Below are 17504 nucleotides of genomic sequence, written 5' to 3' on the forward strand. Positions count from 1 at the left end.
AGAAAATCAGAAGTCAGAGGCCGGAAGACCGATTGGCCGTCTCACCTCCGACCTCTCCCATCTAACGTTACATAAATAAACGATTTAAATCGTTCCAAGTGACCATGAGCACGAGGAGCATAAGCAGAGCAAAACCGACAAAATGGGCTACGCCTTCTTTGTTCGGATCAATCGGCTTCCGGCGAATCGCTTCCAAACCGATAAAGACCAGTCGCCCCCCATCAAGAGCAGGTAGCGGCAACAGGTTGATGAGCCCAATATTGACGCTAAGCATCGCTGTCCAGCTGACCAAAATGAGGAAGCCCATTTGCATCACTTCCCCTGTGTAGTCATAAATACCTACCGGTCCGGCTAAATAATCCAGGGAAAAATCTCCGGTGAAAATGAGCTGAAGAACCTCGAAAATTAATACGACCACTTCCTGAATTTGCGAGAGGCTGTATTGAAACGATTCAAACACGGAATGGCTCCACGTCGGTTCAACGCCGATTTGGCCGATTTCCGTATCGACCACGTCCTCGTAGACGCTATCCACCACCATCGTGAATGATTCATTCGATCCGTCTCGATCTACCAGCATCGTGATTTCTTCATTCGGCTGTTGCTGAATGATTTGCGTCATATCTGTCCAGCCTTCAATGGATTCTCCTTCAATGGAGACAATTCTATCCCCTTCGGCCAATCCTACTTCTTCAGCGACACTATCGTCCATCACGTTCGAAACGACCGGTTGGGGAATCCCCTGGATAAGCCCATAGAGCAAAAATAAGATAAAAGCAAGAACGAAATTCATTGCCGGTCCCGCAAAAATAGCAACGGTTTTTTTCCACGGTTTTTTTGATCCGAATTGCCGGTCCCAGGGAGCAATTTGCTCGCGCTCTTCATCCACAATCATATCCGCTTGGCTGTGGACGTCGTAACGAATCAAGCCTTCTTCATCGTCACTATACCCTTCGATAAATAGCTGATGTTCAAGGTCGGCCCGTTCAACCGAAACAATTTTTGCATCGGCATGTTTCGCCTTGTTATTCACAATGATTTCTTTTACGGTGTCATCCGAATGAAACGTTAAGCCGACTTCGTACCCAGGTTTAATCTGCACGATTTCCGGGTCTTCACCGGCCATTCGAACGAAACCGCCGAGCGGGAGCAACCGTAACGTATAAACCGTCTCGTTTTTTTTCTTGGAAAACAATTTCGGGCCGAAACCGATCGCGAATTCCCGACAAAGAATGCCTACTTTTTTCGCCGCGTAGAGATGGCCCCACTCATGAATGGCGATAATGAGACCAAAAATCACGATGATGGCAATGAACGTTTGCACGTGCTTCTCACCTTCTTTTTGGGTTGCATATCAGAATGGACAGGTGTAAGGGGGCGTAGCCGCATCCCCCTCTCACCTCTCCCTTCCAGTTCTTACCCGCCTTCGTGTTTCTTCATCAATCTCCAACACTTCTTCAATGGATGGATCTGCGACCACGGAATGAGCCGCGAGGGCACGTTCAATGACGGTTGCGATGCCTGGGAACGAAAGCTCTCCTTCCAAAAAACGTTGAACGGCGATTTCATTCGCCGCGTTTAACACCGTTGGCATCGAACCACCCGTTTTACCGGCCTGATAAGCCATCAATAAACATTGGTGCTTCACCGGGTCGATTTTTTCAAAATGTAGCGTTCCGACTTCCCATAAGTTTAACCTTTCCGGACCAAGTAATTCAAGCCTGTCCGGGAAGGTGAGCGCGTATTGGATCGGCCCTTTCATATCCGGGGCCCCCAGCTGTGCAATCACACTCTTATCCTGATATTCAACAAGAGAATGAATAATGCTTTCCCGATGGATGACGACATCAATGTTTTCATAAGGCATGTCAAACAACCAATGGGCTTCAATGACTTCAAGCCCTTTATTCATCATCGTGGCAGAATCGATGGTTACCTTTTGTCCCATCGACCAATTCGGATGTTTCAACGCATCTTTCGGTTTGGCATGTTGGATTTCCTCGACGCTCCAATCGCGAAAGCTTCCTCCGGAGGCGGTAATGATCAGTCGCTCTACATCGTTGCGATTGCTTCCTTGTAGACTCTGCAAAATCGCAGAGTGCTCGCTGTCGACGGCAATCAATTGTGCCCCGTAACGTTTACAAGCAGCGGTAACGAGATGACCCGCGGTTACAAGGGTTTCCTTATTGGCGATCCCAATCGTTTTTCCTGCTTTAATCGCGACCATCGTCGGTTTAAGGCCTTGGCTTCCCACCATGGCGTTCATCACGAATGCTGCATCCGTTTCGTCAAGGGCCTCCAACAATGCCGATTCACCCGCGATTAACCGTGTCCCCGACGGGAGATGGCCTTCCAATTTTCCCCGATCGCTTTCATTTGCAATGGCGGCCACCGCAGGTTGAAATTCGGCGATTTGCTTTTTTACGAGCTCAATGTTTCGGCCACAGGCTAGCAGGGTTACCCGAAACCGATCCGGATGTTGCCGGATGACGTCAAGGGTTTGCGTGCCGATCGACCCTGTAGATCCAAGTACAGCCACTTTTTTCATTCAAAGTTCACCTTCTTCACACCCGTAAACGGGCCCATTAAATCATTAGTACATAAAGAACGGGAAACACGAAAATAAGACTATCGAAACGATCAAGAATACCGCCGTGGCCGGGGAGGATCTTGCCGGAATCTTTCACATTATAATAGCGTTTAATGGCAGACTCCACGAGATCTCCGCATTGGCCGGCAACAGAAATAACGAGCACCGCGAAGAACGTGGCCCACAAGGAGGCAAATGGTGGCCAAAACGAAGCGAAAATGAAACTTGTCGCGAAAGCCAGCAAAAAGCCTCCCATCGCACCTTCAACCGTTTTCTTCGGGGAGATTTTCGGCCAGAGGGGACGCTTTCCGAATTTTCGTCCGAAAAGATAAGCGCCCGTATCCGTTGCCCAAATAGCGATCAGGACGAAAAGGACAAAAGTAAATCCTTCCTCCAGGCGAGCCGCCAGAAAAAAATGTAACCCGAATCCGACATAAAGGGCGGAAAATAAGACAAAGGCAACCTTTTCAACATCGTACCTATTGGCGGAAAAGACCGTTACGAGCAGCAACAACCAAACAGCAATCATAACACTCGTCAATAGGGTTTCATTAGATACAAACGCTGTTTGCGGCCCCGCGATCAATAGACAAAGAGACAGAAGCAACCCAATGAAAGCAGGAAGGGAAAAAATGGTCAGCCGCCTCATTCTCAACATCTCTATGAAGCCAACGATCGCCATTGCCGTAACAAGGGCAATAAAAACAGACCCGCCGGTGACGAGTGGGGCGAGAAAAATGACAAGTCCAAGTAATGCGGTTACTACTCTTTGCTTCATGCGAACGCTCCTTACACCCCGCCATATCGACGCTTACGTTGTTGGAAAACCGAAACGGCCTCGGCAAAATGCTCGGTGCCGAAATCCGGCCACAATACATCGGTAAACCAGAATTCGCTGTAAGCCATTTGCCAAAGCATGAAATTGCTCAAACGAATTTCCCCGCTCGTTCTGATTAACAAATCAGGGTCGGGAAAATCTGAAGTATACAGCTTTTCGGAAATCATCTCTTCCGTGATGTCTTCAATTTGGCAACGCCCTTGTTCAACGTCGCTACTCAGACGCTTCACTGCTTGAACAATATCCGCTCTTCCTCCATAATTAAGCGCCAAATTTAAAATGATGCCATCGTTATCCGCCGTCTCGAACATCACCGTGTCAACTGCTTTTTTTGTATGGGAAGGCAACGCTTCAACGGCACCCATGACGCGAACTTGTACATTGTTCGCTTGCAGCTTTGGCAATTCACTGGATAAAAAACGTTCCGGGAGACGAAGAATAAAGTCGACTTCTGTCTTGGGACGTAACCAGTTTTCCGACGAAAACGCAAACAACGTAAGCACTTTCACACCCATATGATTCGCGTATTCTGCAATGCGATGGATCGTTTTCATGCCTTCACGGTGGCCAATATTTCTCGGCATTCCCCGTTTCAACGCCCATCGTCCATTCCCATCCATAATGATGGCAACATGGCGAGGAACGTCCATTTTCACATCCACGGCCTGTGACTCTTTCTGATGATTAAAAAACCTTCCCAACATGGTTTACGCACCAGCCTTGCTGGATGTAGGAATTGAGAGGTGGGGATAGGGATAACGATTCCCCACCTCTCCCGCTTCGGATTATTCCACATCCGGTGTGATCCGCGTCGGTCTAAACCGCCGACGGATAAGGACGTAGGAGTACCGGCATTTTTTTGCGTCGCTTTGCCGGCGCTCCTTAACAGCTAAAACCCTCTTTTAAGCAGAGGGTTTTCGCGCATCAGGAAGACTTACACTTCCATAATGTCTTTTTCTTTCTCTTCTGCCGCTTGATCGATGGTTTTTACATGTCCATCCGTGATTTTTTGGATTTCATCTTGTGCACGTCTGGATTCATCTTCCGCTATATCTCCGCTTTTTTCCTGTTTTTTTACTTGATCGTTGATATCTCGGCGGATATTGCGGATAGAAACACGTGCATCTTCGGCATATTTGCGCACAAGTTTTGCTAATTCTTTGCGGCGTTCTTCCGTGAGCGCCGGGATCGTAATGCGAATCACTTGGCCGTCGTTATTGGGGGTAAGGCCGAGATCCGCTTTTTGGATCGCCTTCTCGATATCACCGATGGCGGATTTGTCAAAAGGAGAGACAACGAGCAATCGTCCTTCGGGCACCGAAATGCCGGCCAACTGATTGAGCGGTGTTTCCATTCCGTAATAATTGACGACAACCTTATCGAGAATCGCCGGGTTCGCGCGACCGGCACGCAATGTTGCAAGTTCACGGTTTAAAGCATCTACTGTTTTTTCCATTCGGTCTTTCATGTCTTTTTTTAGTGCGTCATTCAAGATCCATTCCCCCTTACGACGGTTCCGATGTCTTCACCTTGAACCGCCCTTTTAATATTTCCTTCTTTTGAAATAGAGAAAACGATGACCGGGATGTTGTTATCCATGCACAAGGATGAAGCGGTCGAATCCATCACGCCCAAGCCGTCCTTTAAAACGTCAAAATAGGATAACTCTCGGTATTTAACCGCATTTTCATTCTCCGCGGGGTCCGCGTCATAAACGCCGTCCACATTATTTTTTGCCATTAAGATCACATCGGCTTCGATTTCCGCTGCCCGTAATGCCGCAGTTGTATCGGTGGTAAAATAAGGATTGCCGGTACCGGCTGCAAAGACGACGACGCGCTTTTTTTCCAAGTGTCGGATGGCTTTGCGACGTATGTATGGTTCAGCGACTTGCCGCATCTCTATGCTCGTTTGCACCCTGCTTTCCACTTCAATTTCTTCAAGGCTGTCCTGTAAAGCTAGGGCGTTCATGACCGTTGCAAGCATCCCCATATAGTCAGCGGTGGCGCGATCCATTCCTTGAGAGCTACCTGCCATCCCCCTCCAAATATTACCGGCTCCGACAACGATGGCCACCTCAGTGCCTAACGCGGCTACTCCCTTTAGCTGGGAAGCAATGGATTGGATGACGTTGGGATCAATGCCATAGCCTTGTTCTCCGGCAAGAGCCTCTCCGCTTAATTTCAAAATCACTCGTTTGTAGTTGTGCATCGTACGCCTCCATTGCTAGAAGTGAGAGGCGGGAGGCGGGAAGTGAGAAACCCCACCGGGCGCCCGCCGTTGGCCTTTAATCTTTCACTTGCGACATGACTTCGTCGGCAAAATTCTCCTCTTTTTTCTCCATTCCTTCTCCCACTTCATAGCGAATAAAGGAGGTAACGGCCGCGTTTTGGCTTTTCACATATTGTTCGACGGTCTGATCGCTGTCTTTCACAAATTCCTGATCAAGAAGGGTCACTTGCTGGAAAAATTTCTTCAAGCGTCCTTCCACCATTTTTTCAACAATATTTTCCGGTTTTCCTTCATTAAGCGCTTGTTGCTTAAGAATTTCTCTTTCATTATTGACTTCTTCTTCGGGAACTTCATCGCGCGATACGTACGTCGGTTTAATCGCGGCCACATGCATTGCTATATCTTTAGCAACCGATTCATCCGTTGTGCCGTCGACCACGGCAAGGACGCCGATGCTTCCTCCCATATGAAGGTAAGCGCCGAATGCTTGGTTTTCCGTTTTTTCTACAACCGCGAAGCGCCTTAGTGAAATTTTCTCGCCGATGGTCGCGATCTGTTCGTTAATATACTGTTCAAGCGTAACTCCGCCTTCGGTCGTTTGCGCCAACGCCATTTCAAGATCGTTAGGTTGCTGGTCGAGCAAATGCTGGGAAATCGTCGAAACGGCCTTTTGAAAGTTTTCGTTTTTCGCTACAAAATCAGTTTCCGCGTTGATTTCCACAATCACTGCTTTGTTGCCGTCAACTTTGACATTCGCCAATCCTTCTGCCGCGACGCGGTCCGCTTTCTTGGCAGCTTTGGAAATTCCTTTTTCACGCAGAAAAGCAACCGCTTCTTCCATATTTCCGTCTGTTTCTGTTAGCGCCTTTTTGCAATCCATCATACCGGCGCCGGTTTTTTCCCGTAATTCTTTGACCTTGCTTGCGCTGATGGCCATGTAAACTCCTCCTCTTATTTGTGTTTTTCGTGGAAAAAAGGTGACATGGGACTCGCCCTTGTCACCCCGTTTTCTCTTCCTTATTCTTCGGCGTTTGTGGTTGCCGGTTCAGGTTCCTTTTCCGGTTCTGTTTGTTCTTCATCCGCCACTTTTTCTTCTTCGCCCTGGCTTGCTTCCACAACAGCGTCCGCCATTTTTGATGTCAGCAAACGCACCGCGCGAATGGCATCATCGTTACCCGGAATGACGTAATCAATTTCATCCGGATCACAATTGGTGTCGACAATGGAGATGATCGGAATATTGAGTTTGCGTGCTTCCGCAACGGCGATCCGCTCTTTGCGCGGGTCAATAATGAAAACGGCGTCAGGTAAACCTTTCATTTCTTTAATACCGCCCAAGAATTTTTCCAGGCGATCCATTTCTTTTTCCAAAACCGTTACTTCTTTTTTGGGAAGAACGTCAAACGTGCCGTCTTCCTGCATCGTTTCCAAATCTTTCAAGCGTTGGATCCGTTTTCTGATCGTCTGGAAGTTTGTTAATGTACCACCTAACCACCGTTGGTTCACATAGTACATCCCGCAACGGGAAGCCTCTTCCTGTACGGACTCTTGCGCCTGTTTTTTCGTACCGACAAACAAGATTTTGCCGCCGTCCGCAGCCAAATTGCGTACATATTTATAGGTTTCATCTACTTTTTTCACCGTTTTTTGCAGATCGATGATATAGATGCCGTTTCGTTCCGTGAAGATGTAACGACCCATCTTCGGGTTCCAGCGTCTTGTTTGGTGGCCGAAATGCACACCTGCTTCCAGTAACTGTTTCATGGAAATAACAGCCATATTTTTTTCCTCCTTCGGTTTTTTCCTCCGCTTTGCATCATCTTCCTGGAAAAACGCAACTTATGCTCCAGCGCAAAAGCTGTCGTTTCCCCATTACTATCCTTTGATTCTTTGACCTTTCTTGATAGTAGAACAAAACCGTGGTCATTGGACGGCACCGTTGTTCGAATCAGCAAGCGTGTGTATTCATTTACACCGCAGTAACTATACCATAAGAGGAAGGGGCTCGACAAGCAATTATGTTGCGCTTCTATGATTTGTTCCTGCGATAAGGCTAACTTTTAATAGGATTGCCTGGAATCTCTCTTAGTAAACCTTTTCCAACACCCGGCGTCTTCCCCGGAAAAGGCTGCCTGGCTTTACCCTATTCGTTCACCTTCGTCCATGTTTTTGTAGCAACCATTCAACCTCTCCATAACCAAGGGTAAGGTCCTCGGCAATCTCCTGTGTACTTTTGCCTGTTTGCGCCAATCTTAATGCTTGTGCGGCCGGCGTTACTCGTGCTTCGTTTTCACCGACTGGTTCCGGGGGCTCATACCCTTTTTCCTGCCTTTCAACCTTTCCGGCTGCCTGTGCAAGCTCGGACTCGAACGTGTGCTTTGGCGTTTGCACTTGCTCGGGCTGTAATCGGCGGAGCAATCGCTCATTGTCTTCATTCATTTCAGTTGTATATTTTTTTAGCAATTGTTCGATTTCATCTCCGGGAGCGGCGTTTTTCAGAAAAAGATAAGCGATAGCGGCAAGAGAAACGAGGTGCAGGAGTATACTTATAATTACAAAGGCTGTCACAATTAGCCTCCTCTTTTTTCATGCCCGTTAACAAGCTCTATAGAGAGGGATAACCTCATTTATCTATGTTGTTCGATGCGAATATCACCTTCGGCCAAAAAAATTTTAACCGCGCTTCTGTTTTTCGTTAGGCTGCGTTTATATTTGCCGATATGTACGTTCGTATTCACAAATGCTTGACTCGTAATAAAAACCCCATCGTTATCCTGCTCGACCATCTGGTCATTAACGACTTGCAAGGTGTCAGCGGCATCTCGCATTCGGTTGAAAAGTTCATTCAACGAATGGCGGATTCGAAGTTTCATGATTCGATCGTTCGTTGAGAGAGGAGGGTTCTCCTTTTCTTTTTTCGCTAATTTTTTTTGTAATGTTTGCAGCTTGGCCTTTTCTTCTTTTCCGTTCAGTAACACGCTTTCCGCTTCTTTGCGGGCCTTTAGTAATTTTTCCTGCACCCCGATGTATAGGGACGTCCTTGTATTTAACGCATTGCCTGCTTCTTTTACTTTGATCCACTGCCCGGCGGAAAGTTTTCCGCCGACAACATTCCCTTTTCCATTCGCGCATATCAATGCATTTCCGGCCTCACAATGACTGTGTAAAATGTGGTTGGTAACGTGAATATTGTGTCCCGCAAACACAATCCCTTGATTGATATATCCGCTATAAACATCATAGCGCGCGTTGATTTCCCCTTTTCCTTGACTAGCTATTCCTTGGGTAACGAATATAGATCCCCCAGCGTGTAAATAAGCAGCGTCGACGGATCCTTTGACATGAATATCTCCATCGGCAATCACCCGATAGCCGGAAGGAATGGAACCATGAATGACAATATTTCCATTAAAAGTAATACTTCCTGTTTTCATGGTTAGATTACCGTGAACTTCATAGACAGGATAGACATGCACTTTCCTGCCGACAATACTTAATTGTCCATTAACAATCGCTTGCAGGCTTTTCCCGTCTTCAGCCAAGGTCGTGTTCTTTCCGGCTCTTAACGGATAATCTTTCCCTCTTAAACCGGAAAGAGCGTTCCCATATACATCCACGCCGGCCTCGCCTGTTGTTGCTTCCACTTTGCGAGCAACAATTTCGTTTTGGAAAGCCATCGGTATCTCCGTTACTTGCCGCAAATCCACAGACGAGCCGGAATCTTCGCTTTCTTCTTGTAATGAAGAAGGGTTCTTTCGAGTCGCTTCCAAATAAGCGTCCGTCCCGCGGGTCGGTTTTTTCCCTCTGGCCACAACCAACGGATACGTTACATGCATCGGGTCATCCACGAGTTGTTGCACGCTTTCGTCGTCAATGCCGTAGACAACCCCGTTAGAGCACAAAAATTTTTGCATATCTTCTTCATGGTAATCCTCGTCGTTCATGGATTTGATCAAAAAACAACTGGCCATCATTGCATCAGCTGAAACCTTTACTTTAAAGTACTGTGTAAGATCCATGCGTCCACGCCTCCTACATTAATCTGGGGCCAGGCCAACAGTTATATTTTTGCTTCTTCTTTTTGAAATGCTTGTTTTAAGCGAAACAACGCCTTTGCATGAAGTTGAGAAATCCTTGAAGTGGACAACCGTAACGTGCGGCCGATTTCCGTTAATGTGAGCTCTTCATGGTAAAAGAGGGAGAGAACGAGTTTTTCTTTCTCCGGAAGCGTCGCGATCAAATATTGCAACTGTTTTTTTGTCTCATTTTTCTCTGCCTCTTCATGAGGGGGGAGCGTTTGATGATCATGAACGAGTAAAGGATGGGTATCTTCCCGGTTCTCGTCCTCCGGCGTTTGGTCGATTGATAAGAGCTGTGCCATGTAATTTTCCGCCGTTGTTTTTAAAACGTCATCGATGGAGAGCTGAAGCGCATCCGCAACTTCATGTTCCGTAACATGCCTGCCTTTTTGCTGTTCAAGCCTTTCCGTCGTATCATCAATCATTTTTGCCTTTTCCCGCGAAGAGCGTGGCAGCCAGTCTTCCTTCCGTAAACTGTCAATGATGGCCCCGCGTACGCGAAAAGACGCGTACGTATAAAATTTCAAATCACGGCGATGATCGAACTTCAACAATGCATCGTATAAACCGACCATGCCCTGCGACCGCAAATCCTCACGGTCCACATTTGTCGGAAGCGTAGCGCCAATTCGCTGCACATGGTAATCGACGAGCGGCGAATGAGCAGCCATGATTGCTTCGGCTGCCTGTTCATCTTGTTCATTGATCCATCGTGCCCAATGATCCTCCATTGCAGTTGGTCGCTCCATGTTTGCTCCTCCCTTACTAGAGGTTAGAAGTTAGAGGTGAGATTGGTAGAAATCGGTGAAGTATCGCCTTTCTTGCCTTTTCAATAAAACTTCGTCCCGCCTTGAATCGTCCGTACCGAAAGCGACTGATCCTTGAGTGAAAATAAAACACTGCGCCCTTCGTTTCCGCCGGTCACATCCGTCATGATCGGGATGTTCGCCTCTTCCAACGCCTGTTTTGCCGCTTCGATATTACGTTCGCCAATTTTCATCATTGGATCAACCGTTGACAAACGTTTAAACATGTTTGCTCCTCCGGCGATTTTCGCGCGCAACATCGCCTTCCGGAAAGGACCGAAGCGGTGCACCGTTTCAAGGAGCAGCGGCACGGCTGTGTCCGCGTATTTAGCACGCTTAAAATCATCGCTTCTGCGAATCGAAGCCTCCGGCAACATCACATGCGCGAGGGCAGCTACCGCACCGTTTGCAGGATAAATGATAATGGCTACACATGATCCCAACCCGGAAGTACCGATCCCATTCGGTGCCAAGCAATAATCCATATCCGCCATTCCGACTTTCACCGTTTTCTCATGGCTCGTCATGACGGCATACCTTGTAAAGCAGTCCGAAGGACATCGATGCTGTCGGGTTCGGGAATTAAGTAAAACTGTGCTTGAAAACGTTCCGGCTTGTCTTCCGCCCAATCGTTAAAATCCGTTTGAATTAAGATAGCTTCCTCCCCATATAACGAAAGAGGCAAGAGACTTGAGGTTATGGCCGCACCTGCCATATCGATGACTACATCCGGAATCGACGAGCGAACATGCAATTGTGTCACATCGGCAAAAGTCGCCACATATGCACCCATAATGATATTGCCAAATTCACAAAGCGCGGAATAGCCGATGCCCTCCATGAATTCAGTGCTCGCCCCGGTTAACTGCCAAACAATGCTGGAGACGTGGGTAGCTGGAAAAATAAACAGCATCGTCCCTCGAAACGCGCCCTCCATTTTAAGAGAGATAGCAGCTACTTCCTTTTCGGGACCTCCTGCCAACGCAACAATTTCATCAAAGCCAGTGGACGCAACGGCCGGCACCGTCATTTTGCATGGCATATTTAGCAACCGGGAAAGGGAAGTTGCCGCGTGCCCCAACCCGATGTTGCTAATTTCTCGGATCTTTTCTAATTCATCTTGACGGATGATTATCATCACTTGTCACTTCCTCGTTCGCATACTTGTTGGAAACCCCAGCCATCGTTCGTTAGGCTACATTAACCACGCCCACACTTTGAATCTCCACTTCCGGTTCCAACTCGTTATAGGACAAGACCGGAACATTCGGAAATTGGCGTTCAATCAAATGGCGCACATGCATCCGTACTGCAGGTGAACAGAGAATGACCGGTGCTTGCCCCAGTTCGGACAATTTCTCTGCTTCCCGACCGATCGTTTCAATGATTTTCCCCGAATCTTCGGGGAGCATTGACAAAAAGGTTCCATGTTCCGTTTGTTGCAGGGCATCTGCAATTTTTTTCTCGGCAGTCCCCGCCAAAGTGACCACGTATAAAGGCCCATTGGTCGGGACGATAGCTTTTGTAATTTGTCTGGATAGCAGCTGTCGTGCATACTCCGCGATGATCTTCGGATCTTTGACCATCGGCCCATAGTCCGCCAACGCTTCAAAAATTAAAGGGAGATTCCGAATCGAAATATTTTCTTTCAACAAGGCTGCCAACACTTTTTGAATGTCCCCGAGGTTCAAGGGGGTCGGGGTGACTTCCTCCACGAGCGTCGGGTGAGACTCTTTCAAATTGTCGACGAGTTGTTTCGTTTCTTCTCGTCCCAATAATTCATGGGAATGGCGTTTAATCGTTTCCGTTAAATGAGTGGAAACGACCGATGGAGGGTCCACCACGGTATAGCCCGCGATTTCGGCATCATCTTTTTGATCTTCATTCACCCATAACGCCGGCAGGCCAAATGCCGGTTCTACCGTTTCGATGCCGGTAACCGTTTCGTCATCGACACCGGGGCTCATGGCCATATAATGATCGAGAAGCAACTCTCCGCGCGCGATTTCATTGCCGCGAATTTTAATCACGTATTCATTCGGTTGCAACTGAATGTTATCGCGAATACGAATAACGGGGACGACAATCCCGTAATCGAGCGCCAGTTGACGTCGAATCATGACGACCCGGTCAAGCAAGTCCCCTCCTTGATTCGCATCTGCAATCGGAATGAGTCCGTAGCCAAACTCGAATTCGATCGGATCAATCGTCAACAGCTCCGTCACCTGCTCCGGAGAGGCAAGGTTCTCGGGACGCTCTTCCTCTTCGGTTGCTTCCGGTTCTTTTTCTATGTTGTCGGGTTTGCGACGGGAAAGCAGCCAACCCCCTATTCCGAGCAACACAGCGATCGGCAGCGTAACAATATTGTTAATCGGCGTGAATAGCCCAAGGAGCAGAATGGCACCCCCCGCGATATAAAGCAACTTCGGATACGCAAGCACCTGCTCGCTGATGTCGTAGCCGAGAGAACCCTCTGAAGCCGCTCGGGTGACAACAATGCCCGTGGCCGTCGCGATCAAAAGGGCCGGAATTTGTGTCACGAGCCCATCGCCGACCGTGAGCAATGTGTATGTAGCGGCAGCTTCTGTGAAACTCATCCCATGTTGAAGCATCCCAATGATAAAACCGAAGATAATGTTCACGAGAACGATAACGATGCCCGCGATCGCGTCCCCTTTGACGAATTTGCTCGCACCGTCCATCGAACCGTAAAAATCCGCTTCCTCTTCAATTTTTTCCCGTCTTGCCTTTGCTTGCTGCTCCGTAATTAATCCGGCATTAAGGTCCGCATCAATGCTCATTTGCTTCCCGGGCATCGCATCAAGGGTAAAACGAGCGCCGACTTCGGACACACGTTCTGCGCCTTTGACGATGACGATGAACTGAATGACGACGAGAATAAGAAAAATAACAAAACCGACGAGCACGTTCGAGCCGACAACAAAGGATCCGAACGTATCAATGACGCTCCCGGCCTCCGCGCGGCTTAAAATCGCACGGGTCGTCGATACACTTAATCCGACGCGAAACAATGTCACCAGCAAAAGCACAGTGGGGAAAATGGAAAAATCCAACGGCTCTCTCATGTTCATGGCAACAAGAATGATGACCAATGATATCGAAATATTGACGATGATCAGCACATCAATCATCGGGGACGGCAATGGAAAAATAAGCATCGCCACGATTAAAATAACGCCTATTAAAATGACTAAATCACGTGCTCGCATCGTTCCATCTCCTTCAATGATCATGGGCAAGTTGCTGAGGTGTTGCGTGTTACCACGATTTTTGGCGTCCGAGGCACGTGTAGACGTCCACTTCGGCTACCGTTCCATTTCATAACGACTGTTTGACGCAAATCCATCCGTATTTAGGCTTCAGGAGCCCATCTTTGATGACCGGCGGAGCGTTGAGCGGGCGGGCCCCGAGTGCCATGAGCCTGCCACCGTGACTGTTGATGCCACATTTTCGGTTTCAGGCGCTCCCACCTCTCACTTCTCACTTCCAATTCTATACACATACGCGAGAACCTCGGCAACCGCGCGAAATAAATCTTCCGGTACCTCTTGTCCAATGTCTGTACCATCATGGAGGCTGCGAGCGAGCGGTTTATTTTCGACGATGGGTACCTCGTTTAAATCCGCCACTTGCCGCATGCGCAATGCTGTATAATCCGCTCCTTTGGCAATCACCGTCGGCGCCGCCATCACCTCCCCGTCATATTGAAGGGCAACCGCGAAATGGGTCGGGTTTGTGATGACAACATCGGCTTTCGGAACTTCCTGCATCATGCGTTGCGTCGCCATCTCTTTGGCACGTTGCTGTCGTTTAGCTTTTATTTGCGGATCGCCTTCCATCTTTTTATGTTCATCTTTCACTTCTTGTTTGGACATGCGAATCTGTTTTTCATGATCATAGCGTTGATAGACATAATCGGGAACAGATAAAAGAAGCAACAACAACGCGCAAGCGATACCGATCACCCCCGTCAACCAAGCGACCAATTGGAATCCTTCGACGACATCCATGAGGGCCAATTGCAAAAGTTCGTCCGCGTATATCCATATAATCCCAAAGGAAAGCAAGCCGACAAGGAAGATTTTCAGAAACGCTTTCACCAGTTCCACGATCGCTCGTGCAGAAAAGATACGTTTGACCCCTTTAAGCGGGTTTATTTTCGACAATTTCGGTTTAATCGCTTCCGGGGCAAACAAGACACCCACTTGCAACATGCTCGCGACCACCCCTGCCATAAGGACGGCCAAAAATATCGGCAGCAATACAATCGCGACTTCGAAAATCAAATCGAGAAATAATGCCATCACATTTTCAATGGAAAAGTCCATTCCCATGTAGTTGATATACATTTCCGTGAATATGTCGTGCAGGAATTGTCCGGGGACCGCGGCATATGCAAAAAGCAGAATAAAAACGCTCAGTAAAATGACGGCGGTGTTCACATCGTTACTTTTCGCTACCTGCCCTTTTTTACGAGTATCCTCACGCTTTTTCGGCGTCGCTTTTTCTGTTTTTTCCTGCCCGCCTGCTTCTGCAAAGTATTGCAGATCCATACGCATGGCTATTCACGCTCCCCCAAACAATTGCAAAAGCGTCCGCATCGTGACCACTATTTCATCTACAAGATTGGAAACCAGCCAAAAGAACGACGGCAACATGAGCAACATAATCGGAAGGCCGAGAAAAATTTTCAGCGGCAAGCCGACGACAAACACGTTCATCTGCGGAACTGCCCGTGACATCAGCCCAAGCGCCACATCGACAAGAAAAAGGGCTCCTACAATCGGAAAAGACATTTGGAAAGCAATGACAAACATCGTTGATACGGCCCCGGCAGCCGTTTCCATCACCGACGCCCCGCCAAAATGAACAGTCATTTCATCGACAGGCACATAGGCATAGCTATAAAAAATTCCATCCAATAACAAATGATGACCATCGGTGACGAGAAGAAATAGCACGGCAAAGGCATAAAGAAATCCGCCGGTTAACGGCGTTTGCGCTCCGGTTTGCGGGTCCATCACATTCGCGATGAGAAAACCCATTTTAATATCGATAAAGGCGCCGGCCACCTGAATGGCATAAAACAAGATAGAGGCAATCAACCCTAGTAACAGGCCGATCAAAACTTCCTTAATAATCAACAAAAAGAAGGTCGCCTCAACTTCCATCGTCGGGACATCCAGCGTAAAAAAAATAATGTAAGCAAAAAAGAGCGCAAAAGCGATTTTATACATATTCGGCACATTGCGATACGAAAATATCGGTAGTGTCGCCAAAAAGGCGAGGATGCGCACAAAGATTAAGAGAAAAGCCGGGAATTGATTGATCCATTCCATCGCCTTATCCTATAAAGTTATGCAAATTTGTATAGATTTCCGTCGTGAAACTCACGAGTTGACCGAGCATCCACGCGCCAAAAATCACAATGGAAGCGAGGACGCCGATAATTTTCGGAATGAACGCCAGCGTTTGCTCCTGAATCTGTGTCGTCGCCTGAAAAATGGCGACGGCCAATCCCAGGGCGAGCGCGACAATCAACAACGGCCCCGCAACGAGGAAAATAACCGTTACACTCCGTTCTGCCATGCTTAAAACCGTCTCATGATTCATGCCATCTCCCCCTTGCTAAAAGCTAATTAAAAGCGATTCAACGACGAGATGCCAACCATCCACCAAAACGAATAACAACACCTTAAATGGAAGAGAGATCATCACAGGCGGCAGCATCATCATCCCCATGGACATTAAAACGCTGGCAACGATCATGTCGATCACAAGAAATGGCACAAAGATGAGAAAACCGATTTGAAAAGCCGTTTGCAACTCGCTGATCGCAAAAGCAGGGACCAAGGCCGAAAGAGGAATATCATCAATCGTCTCCGGAGCCTCTGCTTCGGCGTAATTCAAAAATAGCGCCAAGTCTTTTTCCCGGGTATGATCTGCCATAAATTCTTTCATGGGAGAAGCGGCCGCTTCAAAGGCTTCTTCTTGATCCATCTCGCCCTCGAGAAATGGCGTAAGCGCTTCTTCATTCATCTCAGATACGACCGGGGACATAATAAAAAAGGTCAGAAATAAAGCCAAACCGATCAGCACCTGATTCGGCGGCATTTGTTGCGTAGCGAGCCCCATCCGTACGAAGGCAAGCACGACGACAATTCTCGTGAAACAGGTCATCAAAATGAGGATCCCCGGCGCAAGAGAAAGTACGGTAATAAGGATGACCAGACGCAACGCCGTGGACAATGCTTCGGGCCCGTCGCCAAAAACCTCACCGATGGGGACGCCCGGTATGATGGCTGAGATGATCATTTTCTATCCTCTACCCGGTTCAATCCGCTTTCTTTTTGTTGCTTAACATCACGCATGTGCGAATCCACCTGCGAATAAACGGAGCGTCCGTCCTTCTCCTCCATTTTATCCCCTTTCAGAAGTGCCCGCGCTTTGCTTGTAAAATCCGTCGTTTGCTGATCCTCTGCCAAAGCAATGAGCGCTTTTGCTTCCGCTTCATCCTCGATTTCCCGAAGCAGTTGAATCGTTTGTCCGACACCGACAACGAGGAGTCGGTCCCCTACGCGAATGAGTTGCACCGATTTTTGCTGCCCAAGACCGATGCCTCCCAAATTTTGCATCGTGCTTGTCGATTGAAAGCGATTCGTCCGATTGGCCAACAATTTTAATAAAAGAAACATCACGAGAATGACGGCGCCGAGTGCTAATCCGAGCTGAAACAAAACACCCCACACGCTTTGATCGCTACTTTCTCTGGCTCCTTCCATCTCCTCGTTAACCTCAACCTCGCTCACGTCTTCATTATTTTCCAACGCATCCCTTACGGAGTTGTCCGCAAACACCTCGTGAGGGAAGCCGAGCATGAAAAGCGCGAGTACCCATGTTGCCAACCAGGCTCGACGTATTTTCATAGAACCTCTCCT

19 protein-coding genes are annotated in these 17504 nt (G+C 48.1%); all 19 read right to left on the bottom strand.

All coding sequences use genetic code 11. From position 1 onward, the window contains the following. Positions 1 to 67 precede the first annotated feature (67 nt). The 19 genes from rseP to DT065_RS03205 all read right to left on the bottom strand — a co-directional run bounded on the left by rseP (position 68) and on the right by DT065_RS03205 (position 17492). The gene (gene rseP, locus DT065_RS03115) at positions 68 to 1324 is read right to left on the bottom strand and encodes an RIP metalloprotease RseP (RefSeq protein WP_114370793.1); all 1257 of its coding nucleotides are present in this window, start codon (positions 1322 to 1324) and stop codon (positions 68 to 70) included. A 72-nt stretch (positions 1325 to 1396) separates the two neighbouring features. After that, positions 1397 to 2548, bottom strand: a complete 1152-nt coding sequence (dxr, locus tag DT065_RS03120) for a 1-deoxy-D-xylulose-5-phosphate reductoisomerase (protein ID WP_114370796.1) — start codon at positions 2546 to 2548, stop codon at positions 1397 to 1399. A gap of 37 nt (positions 2549 to 2585) precedes the next feature. Next, positions 2586 to 3368: a phosphatidate cytidylyltransferase gene (locus DT065_RS03125; protein ID WP_114370799.1), complete on the bottom strand. Its 783-nt coding sequence runs from the start codon at positions 3366 to 3368 to the stop codon at positions 2586 to 2588. An 11-nt stretch (positions 3369 to 3379) separates the two neighbouring features. Continuing rightward, complete coding sequence (gene uppS, locus DT065_RS03130) at positions 3380 to 4132, bottom strand: undecaprenyl pyrophosphate synthase (protein WP_114370801.1); 753 nt, start codon at positions 4130 to 4132, stop codon at positions 3380 to 3382. Positions 4133 to 4362: 230 nt separating this feature from the next. Continuing rightward, complete coding sequence (gene frr / locus DT065_RS03135) at positions 4363 to 4896, bottom strand: ribosome recycling factor (RefSeq protein WP_114376034.1); 534 nt, start codon at positions 4894 to 4896, stop codon at positions 4363 to 4365. 20 nt (positions 4897 to 4916) lie between these two features. Beyond that, the gene (gene pyrH, locus DT065_RS03140; RefSeq protein ID WP_114370804.1) at positions 4917 to 5639 is read right to left on the bottom strand and encodes a UMP kinase; all 723 of its coding nucleotides are present in this window, start codon (positions 5637 to 5639) and stop codon (positions 4917 to 4919) included. A gap of 76 nt (positions 5640 to 5715) precedes the next feature. Further along, positions 5716 to 6597 carry a translation elongation factor Ts gene (tsf, locus tag DT065_RS03145; protein WP_114370806.1) on the bottom strand — a complete coding sequence of 294 codons (882 nt, stop codon included), beginning with the start codon at positions 6595 to 6597 and terminating at the stop codon, positions 5716 to 5718. Between the two features lie 80 nt (positions 6598 to 6677). Continuing rightward, on the bottom strand, positions 6678 to 7439 hold the full coding sequence (rpsB, locus tag DT065_RS03150) for a 30S ribosomal protein S2 (RefSeq protein ID WP_114370808.1): 762 nt from the start codon (positions 7437 to 7439) through the stop codon (positions 6678 to 6680). A 372-nt stretch (positions 7440 to 7811) separates the two neighbouring features. Continuing rightward, positions 7812 to 8228, bottom strand: a complete 417-nt coding sequence (locus tag DT065_RS03155; protein WP_114370811.1) for a DUF6115 domain-containing protein — start codon at positions 8226 to 8228, stop codon at positions 7812 to 7814. 59 nt (positions 8229 to 8287) lie between these two features. Continuing rightward, on the bottom strand, positions 8288 to 9679 hold the full coding sequence (locus DT065_RS03160; RefSeq protein ID WP_114370813.1) for a flagellar assembly protein A: 1392 nt from the start codon (positions 9677 to 9679) through the stop codon (positions 8288 to 8290). Positions 9680 to 9720: 41 nt separating this feature from the next. Beyond that, a complete protein-coding gene (locus tag DT065_RS03165; RefSeq protein ID WP_114370816.1) occupies positions 9721 to 10488 on the bottom strand; it encodes a FliA/WhiG family RNA polymerase sigma factor in 768 nt (255 codons plus the stop codon). An 80-nt stretch (positions 10489 to 10568) separates the two neighbouring features. After that, on the bottom strand, positions 10569 to 11072 hold the full coding sequence (locus tag DT065_RS03170) for a chemotaxis protein CheD (RefSeq protein ID WP_114370819.1): 504 nt from the start codon (positions 11070 to 11072) through the stop codon (positions 10569 to 10571). After that, the gene (locus DT065_RS03175; RefSeq protein ID WP_114370821.1) at positions 11069 to 11683 is read right to left on the bottom strand and encodes a chemotaxis protein CheC; all 615 of its coding nucleotides are present in this window, start codon (positions 11681 to 11683) and stop codon (positions 11069 to 11071) included. The genes DT065_RS03170 and DT065_RS03175 overlap by 4 nt, the downstream gene beginning before the upstream one ends. 52 nt (positions 11684 to 11735) lie before the next feature. After that, positions 11736 to 13775, bottom strand: coding sequence for a flagellar biosynthesis protein FlhA (flhA, locus tag DT065_RS03180; RefSeq protein ID WP_114370823.1), 2040 nt, complete (start codon positions 13773 to 13775; stop codon positions 11736 to 11738). 264 nt (positions 13776 to 14039) lie between these two features. Beyond that, positions 14040 to 15125, bottom strand: coding sequence for a flagellar biosynthesis protein FlhB (gene flhB / locus DT065_RS03185; protein ID WP_227002710.1), 1086 nt, complete (start codon positions 15123 to 15125; stop codon positions 14040 to 14042). 6 nt (positions 15126 to 15131) lie between these two features. Continuing rightward, positions 15132 to 15905 (bottom strand): flagellar biosynthetic protein FliR, encoded by a 774-nt coding sequence (fliR, locus tag DT065_RS03190; RefSeq protein ID WP_114370827.1) that lies wholly within the window; start codon positions 15903 to 15905, stop codon positions 15132 to 15134. 4 nt (positions 15906 to 15909) lie between these two features. After that, entirely contained in the window at positions 15910 to 16179 is a 270-nt protein-coding gene (gene fliQ / locus DT065_RS03195; protein ID WP_114370829.1) for a flagellar biosynthesis protein FliQ, read from the bottom strand. 15 nt (positions 16180 to 16194) lie between these two features. Then, entirely contained in the window at positions 16195 to 16881 is a 687-nt protein-coding gene (gene fliP, locus DT065_RS03200; RefSeq protein WP_114370831.1) for a flagellar type III secretion system pore protein FliP, read from the bottom strand. Continuing rightward, the gene (locus DT065_RS03205) at positions 16878 to 17492 is read right to left on the bottom strand and encodes a flagellar biosynthetic protein FliO (RefSeq protein WP_114370833.1); all 615 of its coding nucleotides are present in this window, start codon (positions 17490 to 17492) and stop codon (positions 16878 to 16880) included. Before DT065_RS03205 ends, fliP begins: the two co-directional genes overlap by 4 nt. Positions 17493 to 17504: the final 12 nt, after the last annotated feature.

The organism is Salicibibacter kimchii (genome assembly GCF_003336365.1).
Lineage (GTDB): Bacteria > Bacillota > Bacilli > Bacillales > Marinococcaceae > Salicibibacter > Salicibibacter kimchii.